This window comes from Janthinobacterium sp. RA13 (genome assembly GCF_000745325.1).
GTDB classification, from domain to species: domain Bacteria; phylum Pseudomonadota; class Gammaproteobacteria; order Burkholderiales; family Burkholderiaceae_D; genus Janthinobacterium; species Janthinobacterium rivuli.
Genome location: NZ_JQNP01000001.1, coordinates 6,368,483 through 6,386,484, shown reverse-complemented (window position 1 = coordinate 6,386,484; position 18,002 = coordinate 6,368,483). Strand labels below are relative to the sequence as shown.

Annotated in this window: 16 protein-coding genes and 1 pseudogene; 11 read left to right on the top strand and 6 right to left on the bottom strand. The window is 64.3% G+C overall.

Features of this window, described 5'->3' with window-relative positions:
* The first annotated feature begins 76 nt into the window (after positions 1-76).
* Positions 77-2,131, top strand: a complete 2,055-nt coding sequence (locus tag FG13_RS29225) for a toxin-antitoxin system YwqK family antitoxin (protein ID WP_152598884.1) — start codon at positions 77-79, stop codon at positions 2,129-2,131.
* Between the two features lie 2 nt (positions 2,132-2,133).
* The gene (locus FG13_RS28380) at positions 2,134-3,159 is read left to right on the top strand and encodes a hypothetical protein (RefSeq protein ID WP_035826566.1); all 1,026 of its coding nucleotides are present in this window, start codon (positions 2,134-2,136) and stop codon (positions 3,157-3,159) included.
* A gap of 2 nt (positions 3,160-3,161) precedes the next feature.
* Here the strand turns inward: FG13_RS28380 and FG13_RS28375 are convergent, their stop codons facing one another.
* Positions 3,162-4,199: a hypothetical protein gene (locus tag FG13_RS28375; protein WP_051959521.1), complete on the bottom strand. Its 1,038-nt coding sequence runs from the start codon at positions 4,197-4,199 to the stop codon at positions 3,162-3,164.
* A 134-nt stretch (positions 4,200-4,333) separates the two neighbouring features.
* Between FG13_RS28375 and FG13_RS28370 the strand changes: the two genes are divergently transcribed.
* The gene (locus FG13_RS28370; protein WP_035828969.1) at positions 4,334-5,074 is read left to right on the top strand and encodes an alpha/beta fold hydrolase; all 741 of its coding nucleotides are present in this window, start codon (positions 4,334-4,336) and stop codon (positions 5,072-5,074) included.
* Here FG13_RS28370 and FG13_RS28365 read toward each other — a convergent pair.
* Positions 5,051-5,416: a hypothetical protein gene (locus FG13_RS28365; RefSeq protein ID WP_035828967.1), complete on the bottom strand. Its 366-nt coding sequence runs from the start codon at positions 5,414-5,416 to the stop codon at positions 5,051-5,053. The genes FG13_RS28370 and FG13_RS28365 overlap by 24 nt on opposite strands.
* 165 nt (positions 5,417-5,581) lie before the next feature.
* Here FG13_RS28365 and FG13_RS28360 point away from each other — a divergent pair.
* The 4 genes and pseudogenes from FG13_RS28360 to FG13_RS28350 form a co-directional block, all read left to right on the top strand.
* Positions 5,582-6,676, top strand: a pseudogene (locus FG13_RS28360) (alkene reductase); the annotation flags it as partial.
* A gap of 21 nt (positions 6,677-6,697) precedes the next feature.
* Complete coding sequence (locus FG13_RS31140; RefSeq protein ID WP_268747033.1) at positions 6,698-7,243, top strand: OsmC family protein; 546 nt, start codon at positions 6,698-6,700, stop codon at positions 7,241-7,243.
* A 63-nt stretch (positions 7,244-7,306) separates the two neighbouring features.
* Positions 7,307-7,639 carry a carboxymuconolactone decarboxylase family protein gene (locus FG13_RS28355; RefSeq protein WP_035826564.1) on the top strand — a complete coding sequence of 111 codons (333 nt, stop codon included), beginning with the start codon at positions 7,307-7,309 and terminating at the stop codon, positions 7,637-7,639.
* A gap of 37 nt (positions 7,640-7,676) precedes the next feature.
* The gene (locus FG13_RS28350; RefSeq protein ID WP_035826561.1) at positions 7,677-8,378 is read left to right on the top strand and encodes a DsbA family oxidoreductase; all 702 of its coding nucleotides are present in this window, start codon (positions 7,677-7,679) and stop codon (positions 8,376-8,378) included.
* Here FG13_RS28350 and FG13_RS28345 read toward each other — a convergent pair.
* A complete protein-coding gene (locus tag FG13_RS28345) occupies positions 8,375-9,004 on the bottom strand; it encodes a TetR/AcrR family transcriptional regulator (protein WP_035826559.1) in 630 nt (209 codons plus the stop codon). The genes FG13_RS28350 and FG13_RS28345 overlap by 4 nt on opposite strands.
* A gap of 80 nt (positions 9,005-9,084) precedes the next feature.
* Between FG13_RS28345 and FG13_RS28340 the strand changes: the two genes are divergently transcribed.
* A complete protein-coding gene (locus FG13_RS28340) occupies positions 9,085-9,513 on the top strand; it encodes a hypothetical protein (protein WP_035826557.1) in 429 nt (142 codons plus the stop codon).
* 15 nt (positions 9,514-9,528) lie between these two features.
* On the opposite strand, the gene FG13_RS28335 is transcribed toward FG13_RS28340, so the two are convergent.
* The 3 genes from FG13_RS28335 to FG13_RS28325 all read right to left on the bottom strand — a co-directional run bounded on the left by FG13_RS28335 (position 9,529) and on the right by FG13_RS28325 (position 13,767).
* Positions 9,529-10,092, bottom strand: a complete 564-nt coding sequence (locus FG13_RS28335) for a TetR/AcrR family transcriptional regulator (protein ID WP_035826556.1) — start codon at positions 10,090-10,092, stop codon at positions 9,529-9,531.
* Positions 10,093-10,325: 233 nt separating this feature from the next.
* Positions 10,326-12,245, bottom strand: a complete 1,920-nt coding sequence (htpG, locus tag FG13_RS28330) for a molecular chaperone HtpG (protein WP_035826554.1) — start codon at positions 12,243-12,245, stop codon at positions 10,326-10,328.
* 88 nt (positions 12,246-12,333) lie between these two features.
* The gene (locus FG13_RS28325) at positions 12,334-13,767 is read right to left on the bottom strand and encodes an aminotransferase-like domain-containing protein (RefSeq protein WP_035826552.1); all 1,434 of its coding nucleotides are present in this window, start codon (positions 13,765-13,767) and stop codon (positions 12,334-12,336) included.
* Positions 13,768-13,903: 136 nt separating this feature from the next.
* Between FG13_RS28325 and FG13_RS28320 the strand changes: the two genes are divergently transcribed.
* The 3 genes from FG13_RS28320 to FG13_RS28310 all read left to right on the top strand — a co-directional run bounded on the left by FG13_RS28320 (position 13,904) and on the right by FG13_RS28310 (position 17,831).
* Positions 13,904-14,815 carry a DMT family transporter gene (locus FG13_RS28320; RefSeq protein WP_035826550.1) on the top strand — a complete coding sequence of 304 codons (912 nt, stop codon included), beginning with the start codon at positions 13,904-13,906 and terminating at the stop codon, positions 14,813-14,815.
* 176 nt (positions 14,816-14,991) lie between these two features.
* Complete coding sequence (locus tag FG13_RS28315; RefSeq protein ID WP_035826548.1) at positions 14,992-16,185, top strand: aminotransferase-like domain-containing protein; 1,194 nt, start codon at positions 14,992-14,994, stop codon at positions 16,183-16,185.
* A gap of 287 nt (positions 16,186-16,472) precedes the next feature.
* Complete coding sequence (locus tag FG13_RS28310) at positions 16,473-17,831, top strand: diguanylate cyclase domain-containing protein (RefSeq protein WP_035826545.1); 1,359 nt, start codon at positions 16,473-16,475, stop codon at positions 17,829-17,831.
* The last annotated feature ends 171 nt before the right edge of the window (positions 17,832-18,002 follow it).

Here is an 18,002-nt window from a genome sequence, read left to right as displayed (position 1 = left end):
CGCCCATTTGCCCGCAAGTAAGAACGCAGGCAGAATCGTGGCCTTTCCATTGCGGCGCCCCGGCGCCAGCCTCACGATGAAACGTCTGCTTCTGCCCTTGCTACTTTGCTCCGCCCTCGCCCACGGCGCGCCCTTCTACGAAGGCAAGACCCTCGCCCATCCCGCCATCAGCGCCGCGCAGGACAGCGGGCTTGACGTCGCCTTCCTCAAGGAAAAAGAAGGTGTCAATGGCTATTACTGCGAGTGCAAGAGCAGCAGCTCGAAACCCATTTTGCTCGACCAGTTCGGCAACGCCGTCATCCGTTCCGTCTTCTACGCCTCGCTGGACAAGGATTCGGACGAAAGCGTGCAAACCATGCTGGTGCTGTTCCGCCAGGACGGCAAGAACGGACTGCGCGCCTACCGCTACGACCGCAGTTCCGGCAAATACAGGCGCCTGGACGGCTTGCAGCCGGCGTTGAACCGCATCGTGGCGCAAAGCGCCGCGCCCAACGCGGGCCAGGTCAAGGCGGCGCTGGCGAAACTGGCGCCGATGGACTACAGCGTCGCGCGCGGCAAGAGCGGCAATGCGGACTTCGACGCCATCGACCATACGCAGGGCACCATCGTCGGCTACTACAGCGATGAGGGTAAACCCGTGGCGGCCGGCAGCCAGGACGCCATCATCTACAAGAAAACCTTCGGGAAAAAAGGCGAGCGTTTTCTCACCGCCAGCTACACCCTGTACAGCGATGTCGGCGCCGGCATCCTGCGCAATTACCGCCTGTGGCAAGTGACGTGGGAAACGGCGCCGAAGCAGTTCACGGGCAGCCAGGAAGGCCCTTCCGTCATCTACAGCCTGGCCTGGGACGACGGTTCGGTGGTCGAGCGGGGCCAGTACGTGAAGGGCAAGCGCCAGGGCCTGTGGGTGCGCGACGGCATGCACGAAGGCAGCGAAAAGGGCCATTTCGTCAACGGCCTGCAGGAAGGCCTGTGGTCCTTCAACTATCCCAAGCAGAGCGAGAGCGGCATGTACCGGGCCGGCAAGCGCGAAGGCCGCTGGACGGTCGTCAACTATGCCGATGCAGAGGAAGTGACGGGCTTCGACACCTACGCGGGCGGCCAGCTGAACGGCCCGCACGAACGCAGCATGGGCGGCAAATTGCAGACGCGCGGCAACTACGTCAACGGCGCGCGCCATGGCGCGTGGATCACGGAAGACGGCGACGGCAGCTTCATCGAGGGCTTGCGCGACGGGCCGTGGAAGCTCAAGCTCAAGGACAAGGCCACGCAAAGCGTCACTTTCGTGCAAGGCAAAAAGCAGGGTGAAGCGATCGACACGGATGCGCAAGGCGCGCTGCGCCAGCGCGACCATTACCAGGCCGGCGTGCTCGAAGGCAGCCGCACGCGCTATCTGGGCCCGGCCGGCAAGGAATACGCGGTCTACACGGCCTCCTACCGCAGCGGCCAGCTCGATGGGCGCGAACAGGCGTTCGACGACAGCGGCAAGATCCTGCGTCTCGACACCTTGTGGGACATGGGCAAGAAGCAGGGCCTGGACGCGCGCTACTACCCGAACGGCAAGCCGGAGCGCCTGGCCGTCATCGACCAGGGCCGCCTGCTCACGCACCTGCGCGAGTACTATGAGGACGGCCAGCTGTTCAACGACATCCACCGCTGCACCTTCAAGGAGTACGGCAGCACGCGCGACGACGTATGCGAGTACCACCACATGTACTACCCGGACGGCAAGCCGCAGTATTACTACGCCTTCCAGTACGGCCAGCGCCAGGAAGGCTATTCGAACTACCCAAACGGCAAGCGCAAGGACGAACTGCTGGTCGACCGCGCCGCCGACACCTCCGTCCTCAACGTCTATTACGAAAGCGGCCAGCTCAAATGCACGGAGCCGCGCAGCGGCCACAGCACGCGCACGGTCAACGGCGAGACCATGATCAGCTACGCTTCGACCGACCGCGACGGCGACAATATCTGCTACCACCCGAACGGCAAGGTGGCCAGCATCTACACCTTCCGCAAGCGCGTGCTCGTGGAGTGCGGCAAGCGCTACGACGACACGGGCAAGCAGACGTTTCCGGGGCCGGAAGGCTGCCCTCCCCCCAGGAAAGTCGACTATCCGATAGGACTATGACCATGACGCAAACAACACAGCCGCTACGCATCCAGAACCCCGGGCGCATCGACGCTGCGGCGATCCGCGCCGCCATCGCGGGCGGCCAGCAGGTACTGGTGCAGTTCGATACCCTGGGCGAGCCGGAGCCGCTGCTGGCCGACCTCGACGCCCTGGCCGCCACCTGCGGCACGGCGCTGACCATCCGCATCTACGGTTACGACCCGAGGGTGTTCGACGCCCGCATCCTGCGCGCGCTGCCGCATGTAGCCAGCCTGTCCATCGACTGCCACTGGCAAGCCATCCATCTGGAAACCCTGGGCGAGCTGCGCCACCTGAAGCGCCTGAGCCTGGGCGTGTACCAGCTGGCGCAGGCCGACATCCTGCAGCTCGATAATTTGCGCGGCCTCGAATACCTGAACCTGGGCGAGTCGGCCAAAAACAATATCGACCTGGCGCCGCTGCGCCACTACGCGCAGCTGGCCAGCCTGGTCATCGAGGGCCACCACCAGCACATCGACACCGTGGCCAGCCTGCCGGCGCTGCACGAGCTGTCGCTGTACCGCATCAAGAACAAGGTGCCGTTGGATTTCATCTCGGAGATGGCCCGCCTGGACCGGCTGCTGTTGCAGCTGGGCGGGCGCGAGTCGCTCGCGCACATCGAGGCGCCGTTGTTGCGGAAACTGGAAGTGATACGCGTGCGCGGCCTGGAAACCCTGGGCGATATCGGCCGCTTCCCGCTGCTGCAGGCGCTATGGGTGGAAGACCAGATCAAGCTGCGGCAGATCGCGCTGGGGCCCAATCCCGTGCTTGAACGCCTTAGCCTGCACACCTGCAAGACGCTCGACAGCCTGCCAGGCCTTGCCGCCCTACCCGCCCTGCGCCAGCTGTCGGCCTCCGAAACCATGCTCGACATCGACGCCTTGCTGGCGCATGGCTTGCCCGCGTCGCTCACGCATGCGCGCCTGCGCACCGGCAAGAAAACCCGCGACGACGCCATCGCCGCGCAGCTGGCGCAACTGGGCTACGAAGAGGCGCGCCCTGATTGAATTCAGCGGCTGGCCGCCAGCTTGCGCTGCCACAGGGCCACGTCGATCATGACGCCATCGGCGCCCGTGTTGCGGATATAGACGCGGTAGCTGCCCTGCCCCATGTTGCCATCGAGGTAGGCCGTGCGCTCGTTGCGCTGCAGCCTGGCGCCCTTGGCCAGCTGGCGGTAACGCTCGACCACCGTGTCGAAACTGGCATAGCTGCGCAGCGCCACTTCCAGGTCGCGCGGCGGGCGGCCTTCGGCATGGTCGAGCACATTGTTCTGTTTCTTGCCCTTGAGGGTCAGCGGATAGACAAACACGCCGGCGCCGGCCGACGTCAGCACCGTCGATTTATCGAGCAGCAGCGGCAGCAGCGCCGGCGGATACGCGGGCGGCAGCTGGGCGCGGTTCCAGCCCGGCAGGGCCGGCTGCGCCAGCACATATTCAACGCTGGCGATCTTTTGCCCATCGGCGCCCGCTTCCTTGTCGCCCGCGATCAGCGCCAGCATGGGCGGCAATTGCCGGGCCCAGGCCAGCAAAGGCGCCGCATCCCCGACCAGCATGCCCTTGCGGTGGAACACCGTCAGCACGGCATTCGGATCGGGATTGCAGACTTTCGCCAGCGGCTGGCCCTCCAGGCGGCAATGGCCGTTGACGAGGCCAAAGGCGATGATGGCGCCGCGCTTGTCGAGCAGCATGGCGCCCCGTTCACGGCCCTGCTTGCGGTCATTCATCGACGCGAGCAACTGGCGGCCATCGGCCAGCACGGTGCGCGTGGCGTCGCGCTTTTCGCTGATCGCTTCGAGCGCCTGCGCCAGCAGCAATTCATCGTCTTCCGTATAGCTGCCGCGCGCGTAGCCGAAGAAATCGAACAGGGCCGCGCGCACTTGCGGGTCTTCGCTCAATCGCGGCAAGGGTCCGCCGGCCAGCAAGGACGACAGGCTTTTCCCGGCCGGCGCAGAGGGCGCCGCCGTGGCGCGGGCAGGCTGGGAAAGGACGCAGGCCGCTGCCAGCAAGGCGCCGCCCAGGGTGCGGTAATTCGAAAAAATGATATGCATGATTCTGTCTGTCGGGGATTAGACCGCGATTACGGCCACGCATGACGCGCCGGCGATTCTAGCATGGCGCCAGCCCCCATGCCGTGCGGCTGGCGGACGGCGCGTGCGGCGGCGCGGCTGTTATGATGGCCGCAATGACGACCTCTTCTCCCGCTTCGACACTGCTCGTCCTCCTGCCCGGCATGGATGGCACGGCCAGCCTGTTCCACCGTTTTGACGCCGCCTTGCGCGCGCACAGCGCCATCGACACCCTGGCCATCGCCTATCCGGCCGCGCCGCTCGATTACGCGGCGCTGGAAGCCTTCGTGCGCGAGCGCCTGCCGCAGGGCCGTCCTTTCGTCGTGCTGGCCGAATCGTTTTCCGGGCCGCTGGGGGCAGCGTTGCGCGCCGATCCGCCGCCCGGCATGCGCGCCCTGATCCTGTGCTGTTCCTTCGTGCGCAATCCGCGCCCGATGCTGGCGCCGCTGCGCCACTTGCTCGGCCTTGTGCCCTTTGGCGCCATGCCCGGCTTCGCGCTGCGCCAGGCGCTGCTGGCGCCGTATTCGACGCAGCAACTGCAAGATGAACTGGCCGCGGCGCTGGCGCAAGTGCCGCCTGCAACGCTGCGCCAGCGCCTGCGCGCCGTGCTGGAAATACGCGAAAACGACGCCTCGCGCAGCTTCGCGCGCGGCAGCCTGCCCGTGCTGTATCTGCGCGCCCGCCACGACCGCCTGGTACCGCCGGCGAACGCCGTGCAGATACTGCGGCAGGCGCCCGGCGCGCAGCTGGCCGATATCGCCGCGCCGCACATGCTGCTGCAGGCGGCGCCGGAAGCGGCCGCCGTCGCCGTCGCCGCTTTTGTCAACGGCCTGTCAGCCGCGCAGGTATCCGCTTAAACGCGCGCTGGCCAGCACCGCCAGCCAGCTCAAGCCGCCCGCCAGCACACTGAAGTAAATCGCCCGCAGCGGATGCTGGGGCAGCAGATACGCCAGCACGGCCGCGCCCAGCAAGGCGCACAGCACCGGCTTCCACCTGCCGGGCGGCAGCAGCGCCAGCAGCAAATTCGTGCCCGCATACACATAGAACACGAGCAGCAAGGCCAGGCCGCCGGCCACGCCGCGCGAGCCGAGGCTGCCGAACAGCTGCGTGTACAGGAAAAATCCCAGCCAGCTCAACACAATAAACAGCAGGCAGCCCAGCGCGTGCGCGCCCAGGCCCGCCATCAGGCGGTTCTTCATGGCAATCATCCGTATCGTCCCGTGCAAAGCCGCATCATAGCGATTTTGCTGACGCTACGATCGATTGACTAGTCTACCTACTAGATGGTAGACTTGTTTCGAACCCGGTATTTATCCGGCTATCCTTCCGCGCCACGGCGCATTCGATCCTTTGCGAGGCATCACATGCATCAACTGTTCACCCCTTATGACCTGTCCGGCATTTCCCTGGCCAACCGCGTCGTCATGGCGCCGATGACGCGCACGCGCACCCTGGAAAACAATCCCGACGCGCTCACCGCGCTGTATTACGCGCAGCGCGCCTCGGCCGGCCTGATCGTCACCGAAGGCTTGCCCGTCTCCGATGAAGGCCGCGGCTATTTGTACACGCCGGGCATCCATAGCGACATACAGGGCCAGGGCTGGCGCCAGGTGACCGATGCCGTGCACGCCAAGGGCGGCAAGATCTTCGCCCAGCTGTGGCACGTGGGCCGCATGTCGCACGTATCGATCCAGCCGGGCAACGCAGCGCCCGTCGGCCCCAGCGACGTGGCGGCGGAAAACACCACCGTCTACGCCTGGACCGAAGCGGGCAAGGCGGGACCGGTGCTGCCCAGCGTGCCACGCGCGCTGACCGTCGACGAGATCGCGCGGGTCACCGCCGACTTCGTGCATGCGGCAAAAGTCGCTATCGACGCTGGCTTTGACGGGATCGAGATCATGGCGGCCAACGGCTTCCTGTTCGACCAGTTCCTCAGCAGCGCCGTTAATACGCGCACGGACCAATACGGCGGCAGCATCGCCAACCGCCAGCGCTTTTTGCTCGAAACGGTAGACGCCCTGTCGGCCGCCATCGGCAGCGGCAAGGTCGGCGTGCGCATCTCGCCGTTCGGCCGCCTGTACGACATGCGCGCCTATGCCGACGAAGCGCAGGTGTGGAGCAGCGTGGCGCAGGCGCTCGATACGAGGCAGCTGGCCTATGTGCACCTGAACTACCAGCCCACCATCACGGCGGCGGAAGTGCCGCCCGGCTTTGGCGCGCAGTTCCGCCAGGCTTACCACGGCACCCTGATCGGCGCGGGCGGCTTCACGCAGGAACTGGCGCGCAGCGAGCTGGAAAAAGGCGACCTCGATCTGATCGCCTTCGGCATGCCGTTCATCTCCAACCCGGATCTGGTGGAGCGCATGCAAAACAACTGGCCGCTGGCCGACAGCGACCGCTCGACCTATTACGGCGCCAGCGGCGCCCCGTCCCAGGGCTATACCGACTATCCGGCGTATGGCGCGGCGGCCGGCGCCAACATGCTTAACGGCATCAACGTGGCAGCATTGCAGCAATTCGCCCAGGGCGTGGCAGACCATCCAGACAAAGGCGAAGCCCGTTTCAACGTCAAGACCCGCTGGCAACACCAGACGCGCAGCGTGGCCACCGTCAGCCACTATGTGCTCGGTGGTGAAAAACATGCGCGCCATTTCGAGATCGCCTCGGACGAACCGCATGAGTTGCTGGGCCAAAACACGGCGCCGAATCCGCAAGAGCTGCTGATGGCCGCCCTCAACGCCTGCCTGTCGGTCGGTTACGCGGCCAATGCGGCGGCCATGGGCATCACCGTGCACAGCCTGGAGATCGAAACGGACGGCAAGCTGGATCTGCGCGGCTTCCTCGGCCTGGACGAGAGCGTCAATCCCGGCTATGACGAAGTCAGCTACGTCGTGCGGCTGCGCACGGATGCCTCGCGCGAACGCGTCGAGGCGCTGCACCAGGCCGTCACCAAAACGTCGGTCAACCTGGCCAATTTCTCGAAGGCCATCCGCATGCTGCCCACCCTGGAAATAATCGAGGCCTGATTCCCCTCCCGGGAATCATCGAACCACCAACCCGCGCGCAAGCGCCTGCATAGCGAGGAAATCATGGAAGACTGGAAACAAGCTCGGCAAGATATCAACACACGTGCGATGCAACTGAATGCATTGACGCCCGACACCATGAAAGGCATCGCCGCATTGGGCGGTGCCGGCGACAAGACCAACCATCTCGACGCGAAAACACGGGAACTGATCGCGCTGGCCGTGGCCGTCACGACGCGCTGCGACGGCTGCATCGCCTTCCACGCTGCCGCCGCCAAGAAGCTGGGCATCACCACCGAGGAAATCGCCGAAGCGCTCGGCGTGGCGATCAACCTCAATGCGGGCGCCGCCCTTGTCTACAGCACCCACGTGCTGGACGCATTTGACAAGGCTTGATACAAGGCGTGATACCGCAGCCATTCAAGGAGCAACCATGAAACACATCCCACAAACGCTGGTCGTCGACATCTGGTCCGATTTCGTCTGCCCCTGGTGCTGGATTGCCAAGCGCCGTTTCGAGAAGGCCCTTGCCGCTTTCGAGCACAAGGACGCCGTGCAGGTCAGGCTGCGCGCCTACCGCATTGCGCCCGGCCATCCAGCGGAGCCGATCAAGGCAGCCTTGCTGAAAAAATTTCGCGATCCGCTGGCCGCCGAGGGCATGCTGTATTCGGTGCAGTCGCATGGGGCAGCGGAAGGCCTGGACTACCGCTTCGATACCATGCTGTTTGGCGACACCATGGACGCGCACATGCTCGTCAAGGCCGCCGGCGACGCGGCATCGCAACAGCGCCTCGTCGAAGTGCTGTATGCGCAGAGTACTTCGCACGGCAAGTCGCTGTTCGACCGCGATTCTCTCGCCCTGCTCGCGGCGCAGGCGGGCGTGCCTGCCGAGGCGGTGCAGCGCGCGTGGTCGACACCGCAATGGCGCCAGCAGGTGCAGGACGATGAGTACCAGGCCTCGCGCATCGCGTCCGGCGTGCCGCTGTTCGTCTTTGGCAATGGAGCGCACATTTCCGGCGCGCAGCCGCCAGAAGTATTCAGCCAGGCGCTGGAGAACCTCCATGCACAATCCCAAGAGAACCTGGCCGCATCGGCCGGGGAGGTCTGTGGCCTGGACGGCTGCATCCTCCCCTAAGCGCTGGCGGCGGCTTCCCTGGCAGGCGCCGCCGTGTCCAGATAGCCGTGGACCGCGCGTCCCAGGCGCCGCGCAAGCGACGCCATATCCGTTTCTCCCCGCAACGCCGCGGCGTCGATGATGCCGCGGCATAGCGCAATCACGTCAGCGGCGGCCATATCAGGATCGGCGACGCCATGACGCGCCAGCAGCCCCGCGAGCTGGCCGGCAAGCGCCTGCCGCAAGGCCTCGTCCTCACGCTGCAAGGATGGCGACGACGGCGCCGATTCCAGCGCGAGGGCAAGCGCGGGGCGCCTGAACTGGTGCGCCAGGCCGGCCATGACACCTTGCTCTATCGCGGACGGCAGTTCGCCCTCCAGCGCCATGGCCAGCCCCACGTCGCGCAGCAGCAGCGCGCGTTCGCGGCGTACCAGTTCGGCCAGCAGCGCCTCTTTCGACGGGAAGTACTGGTACAGCGAGCCGATGCTGACGCCAGAGAGCTCGGCAACGTGATTCGTCGTCAGCGCGGCCCATCCCCGCACCTCGATAATGCGAGCAGCCGCCTCCACCATCGCCGCGACGGTGGCAGCCGATCTGGCCTGGGACGGCCGCTTGCGGGGTTCTCCTTGCGCTGCAGTTTTTGCCATGAATGCGAGTAGCGGAAGTGGGTAGTAAAACTTATTCTAAACGTTCCGCAAACAACCGTCCTTGCCGATACGAGAACGCCATGCACACCTATACATTCCTGCTGATATTGCACATCGTCGCCGCCATCGCCTTCATCGGGCCGATGATGCTGACACCGCGCCTGCTGCATCTGATGCGCGAGCCTGCCGGCCGCGATACATTACATAAACTCCATCAGCAGATCGCCGTCGCAGGCTGGATACTGCTTCTCGGCGGGCTGGTCCTGCTGTACCAGCAAGAATGGGCCTGGCTGCACATGGGCTGGATGCGCCTGTCCCTCGCGCTGTTTATCGGCGCGCAAGCCATCGACCATTTCTGGGCGGACAAGGTGGAAGAGAAGGTAGAAGCGAAGGTGGAACAAGGATACGCGCAGGCGGGCGCCAGGCTGGGAATCTGGCTGTGCATCAAGCTGGCCGTATTTTTGACCATCTGCGCGCTGATGATCGCCAAACCGGCCCTGTTGGCCTGAACAGGCTGGCCTGCGCTACGCCAGATTGTCGAGCATGTAATGAAACGCGGCCAGCGGATCGGTCGAAGGCCCCAGGGCCCAGCCGATAAAGCTGGCGCCTTCCAGAGCGCTGAGCAGCATGAAGGCATAATCCTTCGGCGCTTTCCGCAAGGTCCAGCCATGCAGCTGCGCCGCCTGCACGAGATTGTTTTCCATCCAGTCCAGCTGCTGCGCCATCAGCTGCCGGCCCAGGGCCTGCAGCGATTCGGGCAGCGCCGCCATTTCGGCCGCCAGCGCGCCGCACAGCGGCAGCAAATGATCGTTGGCGCTGGCCAGGAACAGCCCGCCGAACTCGCGCAGGCGTTCGACCGGATCGGCATGCGCCGCATCGATCGCTTGCAGCTTCGCGGTAAACACCTCGATATATTGCGTGATCAAGGCCACGCCGAGGTTTTCCTTGGTCGGGAAATGATGGTGGATACTGGCCTTGCGTATGCCGATTTCTTCCGACAAATCGGCATAGCTGAAAGCGGCGTAGCCTTTCGAACGCAGGTGGTTCTCTGCGCTTTTCAAAAGGGCGTCGCGGGTACTCACTGACATGACAGACTCCTGCACCAACGGCCATGCCGGCCATCGACGGATTAAATTCAACAAGGGGCAATTATGCCTGAAGTCGCCGCTGCCAGGGCTGGGGGCATGCGCATGCGGCGCTGCACATCGCGCATGAAAAAAACCGGCCCTTTCGCGAGGAAAGGGCCGGCCTTGATGCATCAGATGCGGTGTCGGATTACGCTTACGCTAATCCGACCTACGTTTTAGGCATGCGGTGGTGATTACTTCGCCGTATTGAGCAGCAATTCGTTGAGGCGTTTCACGAAGCTGGCCGGGTCGGCCAGCGAACCGCCTTCGGCCAGCATGGCTTGGTCGAACAGGATGTTGGCCCAGTCGCCGAACTTGCCGCCTTCCGCGTCTTCATACTTCAGACGCGTCACCAGCGGGTGGTTCGGGTTGATTTCCAAAATCGGCTTCGATTCCGGCGCGCTCTGGCCTGCAGCCTTCAACATGCGCAGCAGGTTGCCCGACAATTCGTTTTCATCGGCCACCAGGCAGGCTGGCGAATCGGTCAGGCGGAACGTCACGCGCACGTCCTTGGCCTTGTCGGCCAGCACGGTCTTCATCTTGCCCACCAGGTCGGCGTACGAGGTTTCCGTTTCTTCGTGTTCTTTCTTTTCCGCTTCGTCTTCCAGCGCGCCCAGGTCCAGGCCGCCCTTGGCGACGGAAACCAGTTCCTTGCCTTCGAAGTCCTGGATAAACGACAGCATCCATTCATCGACACGGTCCGTCAGCAGCAGCACTTCAACGCCCTTCTTGCGGAAGATTTCCAGGTGCGGGCTGTTTTTCGCGGCGGCGTAGTTGTCGGCCGTGACGTAATAGATCTTGTCCTGGCCTTCCTTCATGCGCGCCACGTAATCGGCGAACGAGGTGATTTGTTCGTCGCTGTCGTTGGCGGTCGACGCAAAGCGCAGCAGCTTGGCCAGACGTTCCTTGTTGGCCGCGTCTTCGCCGATGCCTTCTTTCAGCACCTGGCCGAATTCCTTCCAGAAGACGGCGTACTTGTCCTTCTTGTCCTGCTCGTCCGCGTTCGCCAGTTCTTCCAGCATGCCCAGCACGCGCTTGGTCGAGCCTTCGCGGATCACCTTGACGTCGCGCGATTCCTGCAGGATTTCACGCGACACGTTCAGCGGCAGGTCGGCCGAGTCGATCACCCCGCGCACGAAGCGCAGATACGTTGGCATCAGCTGCTCGGCATCGTCCATGATGAAGACGCGCTTGACGTACAGCTTGATGCCGCCGCGCTTGTTGCGGTCCCACATGTCGAACGGCGCCTTGGCCGGAATGTACAGCAGCTGCGTGTATTCGCTGCGGCCTTCCACGCGGTTGTGCGTATGCGTGAGCGGCGACTGGAAGTCGTGCGACACGTGCTTGTAGAATTCGTCGTACTGTTCCGGCGTGATGTCGGCCTTGTTGCGGGCCCACAGGGCGCTGGCCTGGTTGACGGTTTCGAATTCGTCTTTGACGACGGTTTCTTTTTTCTCTTCGTCCCACTCTTCCTTCTGCATCACGATCGGCAGCGAGATATGGTCCGAGTATTTGCGGATGATGGACTTGATCTTCCAGCTCGACAGCAATTCGTCCTCGCCTTCGCGCAGGTGCAGGATGATGTCCGTGCCACGGCCCGTCTTTTCGATGGTCTCGATGCTGTAATCGCCTTCGCCGGCCGATTCCCAGCGCACGCCTTCGGAGGCGTCCGCGCCGGCGCGGCGCGTTTCGACGGTGATCTTGTCGGCGACGATGAAGCCCGAATAGAAGCCCACGCCGAACTGGCCGATCAGGGCCGCATCCTGCTGCTGGTCGCCCGACAGCTTGCCGAAGAATTCCTTGGTGCCCGACTTGGCGATGGTGCCCAGGTGCGAGATCGCCTCGTCACGGGTCATGCCGATACCGTTGTCGGAAATGGTGATGGTGCGCGCATCCTTGTCGAAGCTGACCTTGATCTTCAATTCGTGATCGTTGCCGTACAGGGCGTCGTTATCGATCGCTTCAAAGCGCAATTTGTCGGCCGCGTCGGACGCGTTCGAGATCAATTCGCGCAGGAAGATTTCCTTGTTCGAGTACAGGGAATGGATCATCAGGTGCAGCATTTGCTTCACTTCGGTCTGAAAACCCAGGGTTTGCTTTTCGGAGACAGCCATTTTTACCTCATAGTCTTGTGGATGGACGGATTCTACGGAGTTGGGGATGGTACAAGCGATTTCAAGAGCTCCCGAAAAATGTGCTGTTTCAGCCCAGTGCGCGGTCGAAAAACGCCCAGATGCGCTCGTCCTGCACCGTGGCCAGGTTCAGGCGCATGCGCGTCGACGGCAGCTGGCGCGGCGAAAACAGGCTGCCCGGCGCCAGCACCAGCCCCTCGGCCAGCGCCTTTTCGGCCAGGACATTCGTGTCGCAGCCCGCATCGGCCCACACGAACATGCCGGCCGATGCCGGCTCGAAACGTAAACCCGCCCGCTCGACCTTGCGGTAGGTACCGTCGCGCACCTTGTCGAGCCGCGCGCGCAGGCGTTCCGCATGCTTGCGGTACAGCCCCTGCGAGAGGATTTTATAGACGACGCGCTCGCCGATGTCGCTGGTGGTCAGGGTGGCCAGCATTTTGCGGTCGGCCAGGCGCTGCGCCCGCTCATTTGATGTGGCGATGAAGCCCACGCGCAGGTTCGCCGCCAGGCTCTTGGAAAAGCCGCCCAGGTAAATCACGCGGCGCAGCTGGTCCAGCGCGGCCAGGCGCGTGGCCGGCTGCACCGCGCCACCCGGGTGCATGTCGCAATAGATGTCATCCTCGACGATGAGGAAATCGTGCTGTTCGGCCAGACGCAGCACCTGGAACGCCTTGGCCGCCGACAGCGACGTCGAGCTGGGGTTGTGCAGCACCGAGTTGATCACGTACAGCCTGGGACGGTGCAGGGCCGCCAGCTCGGTCAGCACGGCGATATCGGGGCCATCACCGAGGCGCGGGATGCCGATGACATTCATGCCCATGGCGGCAAAGGCGCCGAACATCAGCCAGTACGCGGGATCGTCGACGAAAATGGTCTCGCCGGGGCGGGCAAACTCGCGCGCCACCAGGTCCAGCGCCTGCATCACGCCCACCGTGGTGACGATCTGCTCGGGCGAGCAGGCGATTTCCAGCTCCGCCAGCTTCAGCTGCAACTGCTGGCGCAGCGGCAAAAAACCCTGCGGCGCGCCGTAACCGAGCAGCAAACTGCCGGGCTGGCGGCTGACGTCGCGCAAGGCGCGCGCCACCAGGTCGCCATCGAGCCACTCGGCGGGCAGCATGCCGGAGCCGGGCGCGGGGATGGACGGTGTCTGGCGAAACATGTTACGGATCAGCCACACCACGTCCATCGGCTGCGCCACCGCGTCCTGCGCGCCAGCGGGCGGCGCCGGCGTGTTCAGGGGCGAGCGCTCGCGCACGAAAAAGCCGGCGCCGCGCCGCGATTCCAGGTAGCCGCGCGCCACCAGCTTGTCGTAGCTGGCCACCACCGTGGCGCACGACACGCTCAGGCTGGCGGCGCACTGGCGGATCGAGGGCATGCGCGCGCCGCCGCGCAGCAGCTTGTCGTCGATGCGCGCCGCCAGCGAGCGCGTGATCTGGTCGATCAGGGTTTCGCCCGAGGCGCGCGACAGCAAGGGCAGGGACGGAGAGGCGAGTGTATTGCTCATATGACCATCACAGTATGTGAAATTATGCGTAGAAGTGTATTTGTACTGTATTGCTATTGCGCCCTAGGATAGCAGTACCGGGCACATTCATCCACATCTGCCCGCCTTTATCTCACACACCCGCACCAGGACAGCCATGCCATCGCACGCCACCACCTCCTCCAGTCACCCCTTGCGCCTGGGCGCCGACCGCACAGGCCTGTTGCTGGGCCTCATCGCCGTCGCCCTCTTCAGCCTGACCCTGCCCTTTACGCGGCTGGCCGTGGCCGAACTCGACCCCACTTTTGTCGCGCTGGGCCGCGCCCTGGTGGCCGCCTGCCTGGCCGGCCTGTGGCTGTGGCAGCAGCGCGCGCCCCTGCCGCGGCGCGAACAATGGCTGCCGCTGGCGTTCGTGTCGCTGGGCTGCGTACTGGGCTTTCCGTGGCTGACGTCGATCGCCATGCGCAGCCTGCCCGCTTCGCACGGCGCCGTACTGGTGGGCATTTTGCCGCTGGCCACGGCCGTGTTTGCCGTGCTGCGCGGCAAGGAGCGCCCCTCGCCGGGATTCTGGCTGATGGCCCTGCTCGGCACGGCGCTGGTGGTGGCGTTCGCGCTGCGCCAGGGCGGCGGCAGTTTTCACCTGGCCGACTGGCTGATCTTTGCCGCCGTGCTGCTGGCCGCACTCGGCTATGCGGAAGGCGGACGCCTGGCGCAAGCCATGCCAGGCCAGCATGTGATTTCCTGGGCGCTGCTGCTGGCCGTACCTTTCGTGCTGCCCGTGGTGCTGTGGAACGCCTGGCCGCAGCGCGCGCTGATGGCGCAGGCCAGCGGCGCGGCCTGGCTGGGTTTTGCCTACATCTCCGTGTTTTCCATGTTTATCGCTTTCTTTTTCTGGTACCGGGGCATGGCGCTGGGCGGCGTGGCGCGCGTGGGACAGACGCAGCTGCTGCAGCCCTTCCTCACCCTGCTGGGCGCGGCGCTGCTGCTGAACGAGCCACTGACGGGTGAAAGCCTGCTGTTTGCCGGCGCCGTGATCGCCGTGGTTGGGATCGGGCGCAAGCTGAAGTAACGCTCCCTGACGCCCATTTGCAACGCCCTTGCGCGTGCGGATGGGCACGGCGGCGTGCAGGCCGTACAATACCGCAGCACCATGGCGACGCCTATCCGGCGCCGCTTGCGCAAGCACCGCCACAAGCGGGCCAACAAATCCAGCCGGCGCAGCTCGGCATCTTCTGTGAGACTCGTATGAAAATTGAAAATCCGAATCCGATCCAATGGCGCTTTGCCGAACGCGCGGAACAGCTGCAAAGCTCGTTCATCCGCGAAATCCTGAAGATCACGCAGCGTCCCGAGATCATCTCGTTTGCCGGCGGCCTGCCCTCGCCCGCCACCTTCCCCGTGGAAGAAATGAAGACCGCCTTCGACAAGGTCCTGTCGAACAATGGCAAGGTCGCCCTGCAATACGGCCCGACCGATGGCTACCTGCCGCTGCGCCAGTGGATCGCCGACTCGCTCTCGGGCAATGGCGGCACCATCATGCCGGAGCAAGTGCTGATGACGTCCGGCTCGCAACAGGCGCTGGACTTGCTGGGCAAGGTCCTGATCGACGAAGGCAGCAAGGTATTGGTGGAAACCCCCAGCTACCTGGGCGCCCTGCAGGCGTTTTCCGTCTACCGTCCCGAATTCGTTTCCGTCGACACCGATGACGAAGGCCTGGTGCCGTCGTCGATCAACCCCGTCGCCGATGGCGCGCGCCTCTTGTACGCGCTGCCGAACTTCCAGAACCCGACGGGCCGCAGCCTGTCCGTGGCGCGCCGCGTGGAACTGGTGGAAACCTGCGCCCGCCACGGCCTGCCGCTGATCGAGGATGATCCGTACGGCGCCCTGAGCTACAGCGGCGAGCCGTATCCGAAGATGATCAACATGAATCCCGATGGCGTCATCTATATGGGTTCGTTCTCGAAAGTGCTCACGCCAGGCATCCGCCTCGGCTACGTGGTGGCGCCAATGCCGCTGGTACGCCGCCTGGAGCTGGCCAAGCAGGCGGCCGACCTGCACACCTCGCAGCTGACGCAGATGGTCGTGCATGAAGTGATCAAGGATGGATTCCTGGACCGCCATATCCCCAGCATCCGCAGCCTGTACGGCAACCAGTGCCAGGCCATGCTGTCGGCGCTGGAAGAGCACTTCCCGGCCGGCGTCACGTGGACCAAGCCGGAAGGCGGCATGTTCATCTGGGTCACCCTGCCGAAGCACATCGACGCGATGAAACTGCTCGATGAAGCCATCGCCAATAAAGTGGCATTCGTGCCGGGCGCGCCGTTCTACGCGAACACGCCGGAAACGCACACCCTGCGCCTGTCGTTCGTGACGGTGCCGCCGGAACGCATCCGTGTAGGCATCGCCATCCTGGGCAAACTGATCGCCGCAAAAATGTAACTCGCCTCTTCACGCCCCGCAGCTGCGGGGCGTGTCCCAGCTGCCCCCGGCGCCGGGGGCACGCGCCTTTTCCGCCTAAAAACCGCCTTCACGACAGCAACTGCGTGTATTTATTTTTAAACATAGTATAAAAATAATACTTTCCACCTTGCGCAACGTCGATTTTTTACCCAAAAAATTGGCAAGGCGGTATGATTTGACCGCTGTATCCGATTTAAATCCGGTCAGCATCACCGACAGTGCGGCAAACGCTGGCAGCGCAAAGTACATCGAGAAGGCCGGAAGCAATGAGTTCAGGCAGTGTGGAACATTACCAGCGGCGCGACGCCGCCATTTTGATTGTCGACGATGCGCCAGCCAGCCTTGAGGTGCTGCGCAAGCTGATGAGCGAACAAGGCTATCAAACCTATGTCGCCACGTCCGGCGAACGGGCGCTGGCGATCGCCCAGCGCGCCCGCCCCGACCTGATCCTGCTCGACGTGCTGATGCCGGACATGGACGGCATCGAAACGTGCCGCCGCCTCAAGCAGCACCCGCTGACGCAGGGCATCCCCGTCATCTTCATGAGCGCCAGGACGGAAACGGAAGACGTCGTGGCCGGTTTCGACTGCGGCGCCGTCGATTACATCAGCAAGCCGCTGCGCATGGCCGAAGTGTGCGCCCGCGTGCGCGCGCAGCTGCAAATCCGCAGCAACAATGAAACCCAGCAGGAACAGGCCGAGCGCCTGCGCACCATCGTCAACAACATGGCCGAGGGCTTGCTGATCATCGAGGCGGACGGCCGCATCCAGTACACCAATCCGGCCTGCGACCAGTATCTGGGCTACCGCGAAAATGAACTGTCCGGGCGCTTCATCGGCGAGCTGCTCAGCCCCCTGGTGACGCAGGAATACCTCGATTACTTCGCCATGCACGCGGCCAATCCGGAAAAGGCGCACAACCACGGCACGCGCGAAGTGGCGATCCGCCACCGCAATGGCGAGGCGCTGAGCATGGACCTGACCCTCACGCCGATGTACCTGCGCCAGCCCCTGTATATCGGCCTGCTGCACGACATCACGCATCACAAGCAGTCGGAAGACGCGCTGCAGCGCGCCGCCTACCTCGACCCGCTGACGCAGATCGCCAACCGCCGGCATTTCGACAGCTTCCTGGAAAAAGAGTGGCAGCGCGCCGTGCGCGGCGGCGGCGCCGTGTCGCTGGTGGTGCTCGACGTTGACCACTTCAAGCTGTACAACGACAGCCTGGGCCACCCGGCCGGCGACAGCTGCCTGCAGCAGGTGGCGCAAGCGATCGCCTCGCACGCCGCCCGCCCGGGCGACCTGGCGGCCCGCTACGGCGGCGAGGAATTCGTGCTGCTGTTTGCCGACACGGATGCCGAAGGCGCCCTGCACCTGGCCGAAACCATCCGCACGCACATCGAGGCGCTGCAACTGCCGCACCCGAGATCGATCACCTCGCCGTGGATCACCGTCAGCATCGGCGTGGCGACCATTCGCCCGCACCAGCTGGACGACCGCGAAGCGCTGTTCGTCGCCGCCGACCGCGCCCTGTACGTGGCCAAGGAAGGGGGCCGCAACCAGGTGCGCGTCACGCAGTCGGGCAGCGCGGCCTGGGAAACGGTCAAGGCGTTGGTGTTACGTTGACGTTTGAAGTTGGGAGTTCAACGGAAAATGCATCGGACCCGGAGTAGGCCCAAGTCACAAAAAAAGGCACCCCGGGCCAAGCGGGCCTGAAAAATGTCGAGGGCAAGGCGCAGCGACGCAGACAGTACGCATGTACGGCAAGGAAGCTGCAACGCTGCCATCGGCATTTTC

Excerpts from the sequence above, each read along its gene's own strand:
- FG13_RS29225 (WP_152598884.1), top strand. The coding sequence starts at position 77 with ATGAAACGTCTGCTTCTGCCCTTGCTACTTTGCTCCGCCCTCGCCCAC.
- FG13_RS28380 (WP_035826566.1), top strand. The coding sequence starts at position 2,134 with ATGACGCAAACAACACAGCCGCTACGCATCCAGAACCCCGGGCGCATC.
- FG13_RS28375 (WP_051959521.1), bottom strand. The coding sequence starts at position 4,199 with ATGCATATCATTTTTTCGAATTACCGCACCCTGGGCGGCGCCTTGCTG.
- FG13_RS28370 (WP_035828969.1), top strand. The coding sequence starts at position 4,334 with ATGACGACCTCTTCTCCCGCTTCGACACTGCTCGTCCTCCTGCCCGGC.
- FG13_RS28365 (WP_035828967.1), bottom strand. The coding sequence starts at position 5,416 with ATGAAGAACCGCCTGATGGCGGGCCTGGGCGCGCACGCGCTGGGCTGC.
- FG13_RS31140 (WP_268747033.1), top strand. The coding sequence starts at position 6,698 with ATGCTTAACGGCATCAACGTGGCAGCATTGCAGCAATTCGCCCAGGGC.
- FG13_RS28355 (WP_035826564.1), top strand. The coding sequence starts at position 7,307 with ATGGAAGACTGGAAACAAGCTCGGCAAGATATCAACACACGTGCGATG.
- FG13_RS28350 (WP_035826561.1), top strand. The coding sequence starts at position 7,677 with ATGAAACACATCCCACAAACGCTGGTCGTCGACATCTGGTCCGATTTC.
- FG13_RS28345 (WP_035826559.1), bottom strand. The coding sequence starts at position 9,004 with ATGGCAAAAACTGCAGCGCAAGGAGAACCCCGCAAGCGGCCGTCCCAG.
- FG13_RS28340 (WP_035826557.1), top strand. The coding sequence starts at position 9,085 with ATGCACACCTATACATTCCTGCTGATATTGCACATCGTCGCCGCCATC.
- FG13_RS28335 (WP_035826556.1), bottom strand. The coding sequence starts at position 10,092 with ATGTCAGTGAGTACCCGCGACGCCCTTTTGAAAAGCGCAGAGAACCAC.
- htpG (WP_035826554.1), bottom strand. The coding sequence starts at position 12,245 with ATGGCTGTCTCCGAAAAGCAAACCCTGGGTTTTCAGACCGAAGTGAAG.
- FG13_RS28325 (WP_035826552.1), bottom strand. The coding sequence starts at position 13,767 with ATGAGCAATACACTCGCCTCTCCGTCCCTGCCCTTGCTGTCGCGCGCC.
- FG13_RS28320 (WP_035826550.1), top strand. The coding sequence starts at position 13,904 with ATGCCATCGCACGCCACCACCTCCTCCAGTCACCCCTTGCGCCTGGGC.
- FG13_RS28315 (WP_035826548.1), top strand. The coding sequence starts at position 14,992 with ATGAAAATTGAAAATCCGAATCCGATCCAATGGCGCTTTGCCGAACGC.
- FG13_RS28310 (WP_035826545.1), top strand. The coding sequence starts at position 16,473 with ATGAGTTCAGGCAGTGTGGAACATTACCAGCGGCGCGACGCCGCCATT.